This is a genomic window from Microcoleus sp. BROC3 (assembly GCF_036702515.1).
GTDB lineage: Bacteria > Cyanobacteriota > Cyanobacteriia > Cyanobacteriales > Microcoleaceae > Microcoleus.
The window spans coordinates 71810-85959 of sequence record NZ_JAUBTQ010000012.1 but is presented as its reverse complement, the minus strand read 5'-3'; the positions used below and the strand labels follow the sequence as shown (position 1 = coordinate 85959).

The following is a 14150-nucleotide window of genomic DNA, read 5'->3' as shown; positions in this document are numbered from 1 at the left end:
AAAAATATAGTTAACAACGGTCAACTATCTGAAGTGTAGTATAATATACAGATATTAGAATAAAAGTGCGATCGACTATGCTTGCTCTATCTCCCGAATTAAAAGAAAGGTTAGCAACTCCGCTCAAAATCGGCGATTTTGAAGTTAAAAGCCGCGTCCTGCAATCGCCCTTATCCGGCGTTACCGATTTGGTATTTCGCCGCCTGGTGCGCCGCTACGCGCCGGATTCGATGATGTACACGGAAATGGTGAACGCTACGGGTTTGCACTACGTGAAGCAACTGCCGAGAATTATGGAAGTTGACCCGAACGAGCGCCCGATTAGCATTCAATTGTTTGACTGCCGGCCGGATTTCTTGGCAGAAGCGGCCCAGAAAGCTGTGGCAGAAGGAGCGGATACAGTTGATATTAATATGGGCTGTCCGGTTAACAAAATTACTAAAAACGGTGGCGGTTCTTCCCTGCTGCGGGACCCGGAAACGGCCGAGGCAATTGTGCGGGCTGTTGTGGAAGCGGTAGATGTTCCTGTCACCGTTAAAACTAGAATCGGTTGGACTGACAAAGAAATTAATATTTTGGAATTTGCGAAGCGGATGCAAGATGCGGGAGCAAAAATGATTACCGTGCACGGCCGCACTCGATCGCAAGGTTACACCGGCCCGGCAAAATGGGAGTGGATTCGCCGAGTCAAAGAAGTTTTATCGATTCCAGTTATTGCTAACGGGGATATTTTTTCAGTGGAAGCAGCGATGCGATGTCTGGAAGAAACCGGGGCAGATGGAGTGATGTGTTCGCGGGGAACTTTGGGCTATCCTTTTTTGGTGGGAGAAGTTGATTATTTCTTGAAAACTGGTGAAGAAAAGATAGCTCCGACACCAATTGAACGCCTCGAATGTGCTAAGGAACATTTGCGGGCTTTGTGGGAATATAAAGGTGAAAGCGGTGTCTGCCAAGCGCGCAAGCACTTAACCTGGTATGCTAAGGGTTTCCCCGGCGCTGGGGAATTGCGGGGCGTGTTGGCTGTGGTAGAAACGGTTGAACAAGGTTGCGATTCGATCGATCGCGCGATCGAGCAATTGCCCGCAAGTTGAAATAAACTTAGATATTGCACCATTGTTAATAAGCGTTTCACGGGCGGGCTCTCCTGCCCACCCCACAATAAAATCTAATCTTTGTGGAACAGGCATCTTGCCTGTTCTTGAGAATGGTGCAAGCTAAAATAAACAAAACCCACCTCTGCGGGCTAAGATTTAAGACAAAGTTAAAAATTTGTGTGTGGGGGAAAGCATGGATTCCTTAAAAGGGCGAGATTTATTAAGTCTGGCAGATTTAAGCATTGACGAATTAAATTATTTGCTGGATCTAGCAGCCAGTTTAAAATCGGGAATGGTCAAGCTGAAACGCAATAAAGTTCTCGGCTTGTTATTTTCCAAAGCTTCAACGCGAACGCGGGTAAGTTTTACGGTGGCAATGTATAAATTGGGAGGGCAAGTGATTGACCTCAATCCCAACGTTACACAAGTCAGCCGCGGGGAACCTTTGGTAGATACAGCCAGGGTTTTAGACAGATATTTAGACATTTTGGCGATTCGGACTTTCGAGCAAAAGGACTTAGCAACTTTTGCCAATTATGCGAAAATTCCTGTAATTAATGCGCTGACAGATGACGAACACCCATGTCAAGTGCTGGCGGATTTAATGACAGTAAAAGAGTGTTTTGGCAAGCTAGAAGGATTGACACTGACTTATTTTGGCGACGGTAACAACATGGCAAATTCGCTGATGTTGGGCTGTGCAATGACCGGGATAAATGTCAGAATTGCTTGTCCTGAAGAGTTCGGGCCGAATCTTGATATTGTGGCAAAAGCTAAGGCAATTGCTCAGGGAAAAACCGAAGTTACTGTAACTGCTGATGCGGAAGCTGCTGCTAAGAATTCTCAAGTGATTTATACTGATGTTTGGGCGAGTATGGGACAGGAAGAAGAAGCAAAAATCAGGATTCCTTTGTTTGAACCCTATCAGGTAAATGAACAATTGCTGAAGTTAGCAGATAAGAATGCAATTGTATTGCACTGTTTGCCCGCACACCGGGATGAAGAGATTACCGATGCAGTGATTGAAGGCAGTCAATCGCGCGTTTGGGATCAGGCAGAAAATCGGATGCACGCTCAGCAGGCTTTGCTGGCAAGCATTCTAGAAAGCGATTAGGAATAGAGAAGGGAAGAGAAGAATCCCCCGAATGAAGAATAAGAGAAAAGCCATTCTCTCCATCTCTTCTATTCTCTTTCTCTGCGCCCTCTGCGCCCTCTGCGGTTAACAAAAAAAACATAATTCACAAACGAAGACAATTGATACAGCCGTCTTCAATTTGATACCAGAGGGGGCAACATTGCCTGAATTGCGATATTGAAAGCGGGAAATTCGATCGGTGAAATGCTCGCAGCTTCCCCAAGAATTACTTCGCTTTGATACCCATCCACCGCGGGTTCTCGAAAAACCTGGAGTTGTCGATCGCCCACATTTAGCACCCAATAATCGGCAATTCCCGATCGCGCGTAAATTTTGGCTTTAATTTCGCGATCGAAAGTTAAGCTGCTGTCTGCCACTTCGATAATTAGATATACTTCTGAGCGAGTGGGATGGTGAGTCGCATAGTCAAAAGGATCAATTCTGACTGCGGCGATATCCGGTTCTGGTTCAGAATTGTCATCAAGGGCGATCGGATCTTGCATTCGTACCCACGCCAGATTTGCAAAAAGGCTTTGCAGCAATCTATCTGTACGCCCTAAAGCGGAGGTATGAGCAGTTCCTTTTGCACTCATTTTGATGATATTTCCTGAAAGTAATTCGACTCGTTCCTCTGGGTAAAAAAATCCCATCTCTCCCAGTTTGTGATACTCTTTAACTGTCCATTTACGGAGCGTAAAAGCAGCGTCTGTTGTTAGCATATCTCGATTGATAAATTTATAATTAGATGTGGGATGATTTTATTTTAGCTTATGATATTAACGGATTTAACTGGTTCCCCGGCTCTGCCTGGGAACCGATATCTAGAGGCTCTGCCTCGGAAGCTTTTATGGAAATTGGAGGCACAGCCTCCGGATATGCGTTACCAGGCAGAGCCTGGTAACGAGTAGACGAGTAGACGAGTAGACGAGTTAAGATGCTCCGAGATTGATTTTTGTTACTTCACCGGCGAGAACATTAACTGTTTGTTGAATTTGACTTCCGTCAACTTTCAACTGATAAGTTCCCGGAGAAAGCTCGATCGCCCCAAACCATCCTTTACCATCGGCGCGCAGTTGGCGCACCTGGCCAACAGCATCGATCGACTGCAATGTCAAGCTAGCACCGTCGCAATTTCGAGTGCACCGCTGCAAATTTCCGGCGATCGCACCTGTAGTCGGCCGCGACTTCCAAGGCATATCGGGAACGGCTGCTGCTGTCGCCCACACAGGCTGAGTTTCATAGGTTTTGCCCGTCGCAGCATCAACGTATTGACTCGGCACAGAAAGCGCGGTGTAAAACAAATCGTTGCTTTGGGGAACGTATTTCCAAGGCTGGCGGGGCAAATCACCGCTACCGCCCGATCGCAGTTCCACATTCGTGTACACGTTGCTGCTAGCGTAGGAATAAAGCACCGTACCCGCTACGTGATTTCCTTTTGCAGACGGCTGTTCGGCGCGGCGTACCTGGGCTAGGGTGTCTTCGATGTAGTTGAGGTAATTGCCGGGGCCGATCGCAATTTGGCGGTTGTACTGGTGGTCTTTGGCGTACTCGATCCAGTTGTCGTAAGCGAGTTTTTGCGATCGTTTGTACTCGCGCTGGTAAGTCATCGGCATCGCCATGTCTACGATCCCTTCTTCCAGCCAAGCGCGCCAATCTTGCAATACTTCTTTGTAAGGCTGCGTTTGATACCACCCTGCATCGTTTTGCGGGCCGTCTCCCCAGGCGATCGTGGCGGCGGTAATTTTAACGCGCGGTTTAATCGCAAGGCTTTCTACATAAAGCTTTCGCACCAAATTTGTTACCTGGTCGCGCCGCCACTGCATCCACGCGGGATCGGTGGGTGCGGGTTTGCCCGATCGACCTGTTTGCTGATTGAAACGGGCGATCGAAGTCGGATTGTAGCCCCAAGTCGGCCCGCCGTAGCGCACATAATCCAACTGTACGCCGTCCACATCGTAGCGTTTCAGCAAGTCCAAATAGACGGAAACAGTATAATCTACGGCGTCTGGATGACCGGGATCGAGATAGCCTTGGGCTTCCCCACCGTAAGTCAGCATCGCCCAATTGTCGTTCCCTGGGGCCGAAGGCCCGTGTTGTTGCCAAACGTGACCGGCGGGAAGTTTGGTACCCGAAACCACAGGCAGCGTCACCATCCAAGCGTGTACTTCAATGCCTGCGGCGTGGGCTTTGTCAATCAAATCTTGCAGGGGATCGAAACCGGGGGGAACGTTGGGATCGAGGGTGCGGGGTTCGATCGCACTCGTGTAAAAAGCATCGCCACGGCGGCGGACTTGGGCGACGATCGCGTTGGCATTGGCCCGCTGCGCGTCTGCGATCAATTTTGTGACTTCTTGAGGCGTTTTGAAGCCGGGGTTGAAGGCGTCCACCCAGAAGGCTCGAAATTCGGCGGTTTGGGTTTGCGGGGGCATAGTTGCGTTAGCGAAGCCCTCGAAGAGGATCGCGCGGGATGGGAAGTTTGAGAACCAACCAGGAGTCAGCAGAAAACTAATTGTTAAGCCAATCAGGAACAAGCTTGACAAAAAGAATGTTTTGGTATTTCGCATCAGAAATGTGTGAGAGAGCGTTTAACAATCCTTTACGGACTTTTGGTTTGAGCGTCCGCTTGACATTTTCGCACAATGGTAAATTAATTGGGCAGATCGGTAAATAGTTGAGTAATACCGCTGGGAGAGTCGAGAATGAGATTAAAATTGACCTCGGCAAAATGGGCGATATTTTCCGATCTTTCAATATAGCGGTTGAGCCAGTAAATTGAATCCGCTACACCACTTAACATAGTTTTACAGGCTAAATACGGTTTTAATGATTTTCATTTTGGCTGTATCAATGCCGCATTCAAGTTTGGAAATTGGAGTTAGGCTTTTCCACTTGCCTTTATTCGCGGTGAAGATAGCATCGGCAGTTTTTTCGGCATCAATATTTTCAAAGCCGCCTATTTTATTAGTTGATAAATAGTTGAGACGGTCAAAAATTTCATCTCTTGATGCACGTTTCACACTGACTATTTCAGGTGCTGGCGGTGGCGGTGCAACTGGAGCAGGCGATAGAAAGAAGACTTTGGCAAGTGCATCCAACTTTTTACCCTTAGTAATGCCACATTTTAAGCTGATAACAGGGTTAAAGTTTGACCACGTTTCCCGATTGGCTGCTGAAATGCGATTAGCTGCTACAATAACATCCAATCCCTTCAATGCACTTCCTGGTTCTGCAACCAAATATCTAAGTGCAGCGAGAATAGTATCTCTTGATGCTATGCTAAGGTTAACTTTTGGTATGACTTCCCTTGCCAAAATTTTAGCTTGCTCAATGTTTTTAGATTCTGGCTCAATGATTATGCACCAGACTCGCTCTAGTTCAGCTTGTTGAGCGACTGCATAAATAAACGAATTGCTGACTACTTGATATTGATAATCACCTGTTTCTTTAACAATCACAGGAATCCAATTGTGTCCGCCAGCTTGCAGAACTGCCTCGGCTGCGGCGGTGATGATAAACTCTGATTCAGAGCAGGGTTCTCCTGGTTCAATATCAGCTAATGGCAGGTGCATCAGCTTACCGATGTCATCATACTTACTCATTCTAAGAAATACTCCTTAATTAGACCCGAATAGTGTTCTAAAGCGATCTTGTTGAGAAAGACAGCGGGAATGTGAGAGAAGGCAGCATTAGCAACACTAGCATAACTGGGAATACTGAAGATAGTTTTAATATCTTTTCCACTTGTAGATTTAGGCCAATAATATGGTAGCAGATCAAAACCATCGTTTTTAGCTTGATTAATTATTTTTCCAATTTCCTGATTGGCTGTCTGAAGGGCCGGATCTGTGAGCTTCTCTCCATTGAAAAAGATTGGTAGGGCAATTGGCCCACCATCTGCTCTTACTTTTTTAATTTCAGGAATAAACTGCGTAATCACCCTAGCTGCATTGTGTAGTGAGGCTAATCCATTATGCTTGGTAGGGATGAGAACAACATCAGAGGCATAAACACTGCTTTGGCTGAAAAATAACCATTGGGTAGGGCAATCAATCAATATGTAATCATATTTAAAAACAAAAGGTTTAAGGATATCTCGCAATCTTTTTGCACCTTTTTGAACTTTTGATTCAGCTAGACGCTGATCTGTAAAGTCTTCCATGTCCTCACTTGATGGAATCACGTCAAAAAAATGTATGATTTTTCCTGGCTTGTCAATGTGAGTAAAATGAACAACTGTTTTGTTAACATCTGCTTTTGTATCAGTCAGACAGTCAGATAAAGTAATAGCTCCTACGTCTAGCCCAAGAGTTCTAGTTAAATCTCTTTGTGAATCAAAATCAACTACTAGAACCTTCTTTTTCTCTTTTCGCAAAATTGATGCTAAATTGAGCGTTGTTGTCGTTTTGCCCACTCCTCCTTTATTGTTATAGATACAAACCGTCAATGCCTGGGGCGGGTTGTCAATCAAAGATTTGATATGTTGGACAGTGGCACTAATATTACTTTTGTTAATCAGAGTGCAAGCAGTTGCTGGAATTACAACTTTCCCATGCCTCCGAAATAACTGGATATGAATGCCATTGGTAATAATGCCCCATTGAGCCGTTTGACATTTAGGAGATAGCAGATATCTTTTAATCTGTTCCCTAGACTCGTTATATTTGGGAGTACCTTCCGCTAAGCTAATTTTAGCTCCTGTCGCTATTGCCCGTCCCTTGCCTTCAACAAGTAAGTAGGGAGCGACAGGAGAGAACAAAAACTTCTCACTCTCAGTATTTTTACGCGCTGCGAAATCTACTTTCTGAGCACCCTGACCTGTTGGAAACTGTGGAAACTGGTCATTTTTAGTGAATCCAAGTGCTTCTATTAGAACCGACACAAATTGAGAGTTGACGATCGCTTCAATGGCATTCTCTGGAATGCTATCTAAAACTTGACCCCAGTTGATAGTTGTCATCATTTACAGTTAGATACTTAAGTAAAATCATAACGCTTGGTTTGAGTTTGTGTCATCGTTAGCTACCTCCCGCTCTAGCTATACGAACAGTCAACATACTTTTGGATAAGTTATATATTTTATAGTGCGCTTGACATTTTTGCACATCGGTGAAATTTTAAGCGAAAATAAACTGAACTGGCGATCGCACTTTTCTCAACAAATGATAGCACCTCACTTTCAAACCCTAGCCCTGTCGCAGGACAGCACCTCAACTGCAAGCAATTTACTCGATCGAGTAGATGGCTGGCGCCAAGAAGCAACTCGAAAGTTGCAGCAAAGCCAGAGAGGAGAAAAGGGACAATTTTTAACACCTTCCTCAGTCGCAAGTTTGATGGCGGGAATGTTTGAATTTAACTGTCCCGATATATCGCTTTTAGATGCCGGGGCTGGTATTGGTTCGCTGTTAGCAGCAGTTGTTTGCGAACTTTGTCAGCGCCCAAACAAACCGCGCAGCCTGCACGTTACAGCTTATGAAATTGACCTTATTTTGATTGAATACCTCAAGCAAACTTTAGAATTGTGCAGTATTGAATGTCAGCATTTTGGAATATCTTTTACCTGTGAGGTCCGCGAAATTGATTTTATTCAAGACAGCGCCGATATGTTGCAGCCCAATCTATTTACACAACCAGTAAAACGGGAATTTACCAATGCAATTATCAATCCTCCATATGCTAAAATAGACGCTAAATCCCCAGCCCGAACCTTGCTGCGTTCTATAGGAGTAGAAACCAGCAATCTCTACGCTGGCTTCACAGTTGCTGCCGCTCACCTGCTCAAACCAAACGGTGAATTAGTATCGATTACTCCCCGCAGCTTTTGCAACGGTTTATACTTTCGAGATTTCCGCAAAGTATTCCTTCAAATGATGGCTTTACGCCAAGTACATATCTTTGAATCCCGACAGTTGCCATTTCGCGATGATGCGGTACTGCAAGAAACTATTATTGTTCGCGCCACCAAACAAATAGAACAGCCCGATACTGTACTAATTACCTCAAGCAGCAGCGTTGGCGACGACTTGGTTTTGTCTCACCAACTGCCCTATACGGCCCTAATTAATCCCAAAGATTCAGAGCAATTTATTCGGATTCTACCGGATTCTTTCAGCCAGAAAGTAGTCGAGCAAATGGCTCAATTTACTTGCACACTAGAGGAATTAGGCTTAACAGTTTCCACCGGAAAAGTTGTAGATTTTCGCGTTCGCTCTGACTTGCGACTAAAACCTGAGAACGGTACAGTTCCGCTGATTTATCCCGCACACTTCTCGGCTGGCGGTGTTGAATATCCCACAGCAACGAGAAAGCATCAAGCTTTAGCTGTCACGGAAAAAACTGCTGCACTCCTCGTACCTAACGAACATTATGTTTTGAGCAAGCGCTTCTCCTCAAAGGAAGAGAAAAAGCGAATTGTTGCAGTTGTCTGGGATGCCAATAAAATTAATAGTTCTCGCCTTGGTTTTGAGAACCATTTGAATTACTTTCACCAACAGGGACGCGGATTAGACCTCACCCTGGCGCGGGGATTGGCCGTTTATCTAAATTCGAGCTTGGTAGATGCGTTTTTCCGACTGTTCAACGGACACACTCAAGTTAATGCTACGGATTTACGCAATTTGAAGTATCCTAATTTAGAGCAATTACTTTTACTTGGCGCTCAAATAGGAGAAATATTTCCTACACAGCGGGAGATCGATCAACTTGTCGAGACACAACTGCTAAACGCGACCAATCCGTTAGAAAATAGCCCAATGACAATCAAGAACCGTATTGATGAATCTCTAGAAATACTTGCAGCGCTGGGTTTTCCAAAAGGTCAGCTTAACGAACGTTCCGCCTTAACCCTTCTGGCTTTGCTTGACCTCAAGCCAAAGGATGCTTGGGAATCGGCAAAATCTCCACTTCGGAGAATCACACCAATTATGGAATTTATGGCTCAGCAATACGGTAAAAAGTATGCGCCAAATACGCGGGAAACTGTGCGCTGCCAGACTGTGCATCAGTTTCTAGATGCAGGTTTAATTGTTGTTAATTCTGACAGTCCCGAACGTCCGGTGAATAGTCCAAAAACTGCATATCAGATAGAAGAAAGTGTTCTCGAACTGCTGCGAACTTATGACACTTCTGACTGGGAAAAGAATGTTCGCGCTTACCTCCTTGATTTTAACGGAGAAAATCTTTTGCAGGCTTATTCAAAAAATAAAAATAGTTTCGAGTCTGAATGATGCTAAAATGCACTATTTATATGGCTGCCGCTGGCATCGGAATGGCATATACTGTGATGCCAGGGGTTGAATTGACCGGAATTGTCGATCGCACTCAGTAAATCAAATAAGTAACTAGGTAAAATATCTCTGCAATGGAAAAAAAGCATAACGCTGGATTGTGGGTATCAGTATTATACTTCGCTCAAGGTCTCCCTTACACCGTCGTTAATTTAATGTCGGTGATTTTTTTGAAAGGTATGGGAACCAGCAACGAACTCATCGGATTGACAAGTCTGTTGTCTTTCCCTTGGGTTTTAAAAGGTTTATGGGGCCCAGTGGTTGATTTGTATTCCACCAAACGCAAATGGATTTTAGCAACCGAAATCATTTGTGCTTTTCTGTTTGCTTTCCTAGCTTTTGGCGTATTAACGCCGGCACCGATTATTATATCGCTTGTTATCTTTACGGCGATCGCATTTGTATCAGCTACTCACGACATCGCTATTGACGGATTTTATTTAAACACTCTCAATAAAGACCAACAAGCACTATTTGTCGGGGTTCGCAACACGGCTTATAGAGGTGCTGTCATTGCCGGTAGCGGTTTATTGGTGTTCTTAGCCGGGAAACTGGCCGAAAACCATTTAGTCACCAGAAATACAGGCGACACCAAAATCTATCAAAACATTCCACTGTCACTTTTCGGTTCGGATTTTAGCGTGTCTGCGCTTAACTACGGATGGGCGACAGCCTTTGGCATTTGTGCGATTATGTTTGTGCTGATATATCTCTTTCAGCGGTGGTATCTTCCCTATCCTCGAAATTACGAGCTCGAATCCGACACCCCCCAACAAACTACCAGCTTTATTGAAGCATTCAAAACCTATTTTCAGCAAGATAAAATAGGTTGGATTGTGGCTTACGTCTTGATTTTTCGCTTGGGCGATGCCTTGACTTTTAAAATGGCTCCGCCATTTTTAATGGATAAAGTTGAGAAAGGAGGATTAGCAGTTTCTACGTCGGATATGGGCTTATTATCCGGTACTTTAGGGGTAATGTTTTTGTTAATAGGAGGGTTGCTTGGTGGCTATTTGATTGCCAAACAAGGATTGAAAAAATGGATGTGGCCGACGGCTATTCTGCAAAATTCGACTAACGTGCTGTATTGGCTGTTGGCAATTAATCAACCGGGGATTGAATGGGCTTATGCCGTAAACTCGATCGAGCAATTTACTTACGGACTTGGCGTAGCTGCCTATACAGTGTTCTTGATGCGGACTGTCCGCCCTGAATACGAAGCATCTCACTATGCAATTACAACGGCTTTTATGGCCGCAGGAGTGCTGATTCCGGGCGTTTTCAGCGGCTACTTGCAGGCGAATCTCGGCTATCAAAATTATTTTTTGATGAGCGCGCTGGCTGTGATTCCCGGTATGCTGACGATTTTCTTTCTGCCCCTAGAAGATGAGAAAAAATTAGCATCCATGCCCAGACCTGGACTGGACGATTTCGATTAATATCCAGTGCGATCGCTATAATTATCAGGTGCGGGTGGGTCGGGTTTACGAATATCTGCACTACTTTTTCGAGATTTCGGTGAACCCGCGCCGGCAGCAGGAATATGGATGTTTTTAATCACTAACTGGTATAAATTGTGCGTGCCTTCATAAGATAAAATAAGGACACAACATTGTTGTGTCCCTACCGAAGATCTGTATTGCCAGCCACCTAAATCGCAATAAAATCAGTGGCTGTTAGCGGACTACTTAGAATGCCAGGAATACTGGCAATAACTTCGCCGTTACGGGCAATTTCAATCGTCGTTGAAAAATCTCCTTCAGTAACTCTCACTTGGTTGAAGGTCAAACCTCCGCTCAAACCGATTAAATCTTGACCCTTTTGAAAGTCTATAAGTGTATCTGTACCGGCAACCCCTAACACAAATATGTCGCGTCCAGCGCCACTAATTAAGAGATCGGAACCCGCCGCGCCAATGAGCGTATCGTCTCCTTCTCCCCCGTTCAAATTGTCATCGCCTTTGCCACCTAATACCTGGTCGTTGCCGGTGCCACCGCTGATAATATCGTTGCCTTTATTGCCGCTGAGAGTGTCGTTTCCCCCATTGCCAGTGATAATATCGTCCCCTGCCAAACCTGATGCTGTATTGTTGGCATCGTCGCCGACTAAATTATTAATTTGGGATAGATCTAGAGCAGTTTGCATTGCCCTAAAATTTCCAAAAAAGCCTTTTCCAGGAGTGGTTCTCAATTGCTCTACTGTGCTGCGCGATTGCAGCGCATCTCCCAATTCTGGTAATGCAAAGTCTAAGCCAGCTAACAGTTCTAAATAATCGGAATCTGTAAAAGTGAAATCAGGGCGGTTTAACTGGTCTACAGAGATTTCGGCCTGAGTCAAGCCGGGAGGTGGAGAAGTTAACAAACTGCTTTGGCTGTGCTTGTCCAAGACAAGTAGCGGGTTGATAATCGGGTTAGTAAATGTTTGAAGAACTACTTTTCCAGGTAGGAAAGCTTCTCCTCCCAAACTAACAAAATCGCCGCTAACTATGTAGTGAGTTACATTTTTTCCGGTGCCGGCTTTCTGCTTAAATGAATTGACTGTAGTCTGAGCAACTCCCGGAGAATTGAAGGTGACAACATCTCCGATAGTAGAGGTAAATTCAGTGGCGGCTAGTTGCGTTATGGCACCGCCCAAGCTGTGTCCGAGAAGGTCTGGTGGCAAGCGGCTGGGGTTTTTTGCTGTATCTTGACTGATTTGGGTCAGCCAATTTCCTAATGCCTGTTTGTTGGCTTCAAATTGGTTGAAACCGACGCCGCGCTTGTCTGCGTTGGCAAGATCGTCTACGGGCGAGTCGGTGCCGCGAAATACCAAAACAGGCGGTTTGTCTGGGGTGGTGGAAATTAAGCCGATCGCGTGAAATCCAGTCCCGGGATCGTCAAAGGTGCGATCGATTTGGTAGCCAGCAGCGATCAAACCTGTTTGAACTAAATTTTGAAACTGGGCGTTGTTATCTATGTAAACAAGTTGCTTGGCTATAGTTTCGTAAGCGGCGGGGGAGGAGGGCATATTTTTTTATTTCCTGTCGTTTGAGTGGGAATTAGTTTTTAAGCTACTTAACTAAGTTTACAATAAACTCCGTTTATTTGCCATATTAATTGGTAATTTTTAGTTGTTTTTTAGAGGCAAGTGGATGGAATATTTTTTGATTCCAAAAACAATCTCGCTACCAAACCTACCGAGGTTTCGCGCCACTCAAACTATCAACTTTTATCGCCCTCAAACTAGACAAAATCTACCCGCGTAATATCGCTGGCAGCTACGCCTCTGAGACTAGCAAGAATTTCACCAGTAATCGGGATAGTAATTAAAGCTCCGTCACCACCTTGGGTTATTCTAATTTGAGGAAAAGTTAGACCCCGGGACAGTGCAATTAAATCTTGAGAATCTTCAAAATCTAAAATCACATCTGGTCCGCCGCCGGATTCCAATACAAAGCGATCGCGCCCCGCGCCGCCCATTAAAAAATCGCTGCCAAACTCGCCGGAAATCAAATCATTTCCGTCGCCACCGTCCAAATAATCGTTATCTCTGCCGCCGTACAATAAGTCGTCGCCAGCACCACCGGTGATGCTGTCATTACCTCGATTGCCTCTGAGAGTATCGTTACCGCGGTTGCCGATAACTGTATCCTCTCCAGGGCCGCCAGTAGCAGTATTGTTGCGATCGTCCCCTGATAAATAATTCGGTTGTAATGGAGCTAAACCGTATTGCATTTGTCTGATTAACTGCACAAAAGAAAATTCAGGTGCTGTTCTCACACTCTCTGCGCCGCCTCTGGTTCTGATGGCTACTGACACATTGGGCAGGGCCAAATTCATTGCAGCGATAAACTCGTTAAAATCTGAGTCGTTGTTATAAGCAAACTCGCGACTGTTTAATTGTTCTACAGAAATTTGCCTCTGCAAAAAACCGACTGGCGGAGCAGTTAATAAATTTTCGGTTCGATGTTTTGCCAAAACAGTTAAGGGATTAATACTCGGGTCTGTAAAACTTTGAATAAATACTTTTCCCGGCAGAAATGCTTCGCCAAACAAGGTGACAAAATCTCCGCTGACAATGTAGTGATTGACATTTTTGTTGCCGGCCCTGCTGAGATTTTTCCGAAAATTGTTGAATGTACTCGCTGACACTCCGGGAGAGTTGAAAGTAAAGATATCGCCGGAAAGAGATGTGTATTCGCTCGCTACAATTTGAGCCACTGCTCCGCCCCAACTGTGCCCGATGACATCGGGCAATAATTTGCTGGGGTTTTTAGCAGTATCTTGACCGATTTCTGTCAGCCAGTTTCTGATATTATCTTTGTTCTTTTCAAATTCAGGTAAACCAATGTCCCGCGAGTCGGAAAAGATAGCGTCGCCGTCGATGAAGTCTGTACCTTTAAATACCAGGGCGGGCGGGTTTTCGGGATTGGATGAACCGAACCCGATCGCATAAAAGTTTGTTTCGGGGTCGTCGAATATGCGATCGATATAGTAGCCATTAGTATCTAGGAAAGTCGAAACTTGATTTTGCGCGCTCGGCTTTTGATTCAAAAAAACAATTGATTTAGCTAGAGCTTCATAAACAGCAGGCGAGGCACTCATAATATTATATTTTCTGTTTGTTGGTATTTGCGATCGCTCTCTTCTTGAGCTAATT

General features: G+C 45.0%; 10 protein-coding genes and 1 pseudogene. 4 read left to right on the top strand and 7 right to left on the bottom strand.

Annotated elements, in window-relative coordinates:
• Nucleotides 1-77 precede the first annotated feature (77 nt).
• The gene (gene dusB, locus QUB30_RS10285; RefSeq protein WP_333332782.1) at nucleotides 78-1091 is read left to right on the top strand and encodes a tRNA dihydrouridine synthase DusB; all 1014 of its coding nucleotides are present in this window, start codon (nucleotides 78-80) and stop codon (nucleotides 1089-1091) included.
• A gap of 196 nt (nucleotides 1092-1287) precedes the next feature.
• Nucleotides 1288-2208, top strand: a complete 921-nt coding sequence (gene argF, locus QUB30_RS10280) for an ornithine carbamoyltransferase (RefSeq protein ID WP_333332779.1) — start codon at nucleotides 1288-1290, stop codon at nucleotides 2206-2208.
• 155 nt (nucleotides 2209-2363) lie between these two features.
• Here argF and QUB30_RS10275 read toward each other — a convergent pair whose 3' ends face one another.
• The 5 genes and pseudogenes from QUB30_RS10275 to QUB30_RS10255 form a co-directional block, all read right to left on the bottom strand.
• A complete protein-coding gene (locus QUB30_RS10275) occupies nucleotides 2364-2948 on the bottom strand; it encodes a Uma2 family endonuclease (protein WP_333332776.1) in 585 nt (194 codons plus the stop codon).
• Nucleotides 2949-3158: 210 nt separating this feature from the next.
• Nucleotides 3159-4658, bottom strand: coding sequence for a family 10 glycosylhydrolase (locus tag QUB30_RS10270; protein WP_333332773.1), 1500 nt, complete (start codon nucleotides 4656-4658; stop codon nucleotides 3159-3161).
• A gap of 227 nt (nucleotides 4659-4885) precedes the next feature.
• Nucleotides 4886-5026 (bottom strand): annotated as a pseudogene (locus tag QUB30_RS10265) (alpha-E domain-containing protein); the annotation flags it as partial.
• Nucleotides 5027-5030: 4 nt separating this feature from the next.
• Nucleotides 5031-5828, bottom strand: a complete 798-nt coding sequence (locus QUB30_RS10260) for a Rho termination factor (RefSeq protein WP_333332770.1) — start codon at nucleotides 5826-5828, stop codon at nucleotides 5031-5033.
• Nucleotides 5825-7189: an AAA family ATPase gene (locus QUB30_RS10255; RefSeq protein WP_333332767.1), complete on the bottom strand. Its 1365-nt coding sequence runs from the start codon at nucleotides 7187-7189 to the stop codon at nucleotides 5825-5827. Before QUB30_RS10255 ends, QUB30_RS10260 begins: the two co-directional genes overlap by 4 nt.
• Before the next feature lie 121 nt (nucleotides 7190-7310).
• Here QUB30_RS10255 and QUB30_RS10250 point away from each other — a divergent pair, with 121 nt between their 5' ends.
• Complete coding sequence (locus QUB30_RS10250) at nucleotides 7311-9452, top strand: Eco57I restriction-modification methylase domain-containing protein (RefSeq protein WP_333332763.1); 2142 nt, start codon at nucleotides 7311-7313, stop codon at nucleotides 9450-9452.
• Nucleotides 9453-9586: 134 nt separating this feature from the next.
• Nucleotides 9587-10951, top strand: coding sequence for an MFS transporter (locus QUB30_RS10245; protein ID WP_333332760.1), 1365 nt, complete (start codon nucleotides 9587-9589; stop codon nucleotides 10949-10951).
• 211 nt (nucleotides 10952-11162) lie between these two features.
• Here the strand turns inward: QUB30_RS10245 and QUB30_RS10240 are convergent, their stop codons facing one another.
• Complete coding sequence (locus QUB30_RS10240; protein ID WP_333332757.1) at nucleotides 11163-12518, bottom strand: calcium-binding protein; 1356 nt, start codon at nucleotides 12516-12518, stop codon at nucleotides 11163-11165.
• A gap of 215 nt (nucleotides 12519-12733) precedes the next feature.
• The gene (locus QUB30_RS10235) at nucleotides 12734-14095 is read right to left on the bottom strand and encodes a calcium-binding protein (protein ID WP_333332754.1); all 1362 of its coding nucleotides are present in this window, start codon (nucleotides 14093-14095) and stop codon (nucleotides 12734-12736) included.
• Nucleotides 14096-14150: the final 55 nt, after the last annotated feature.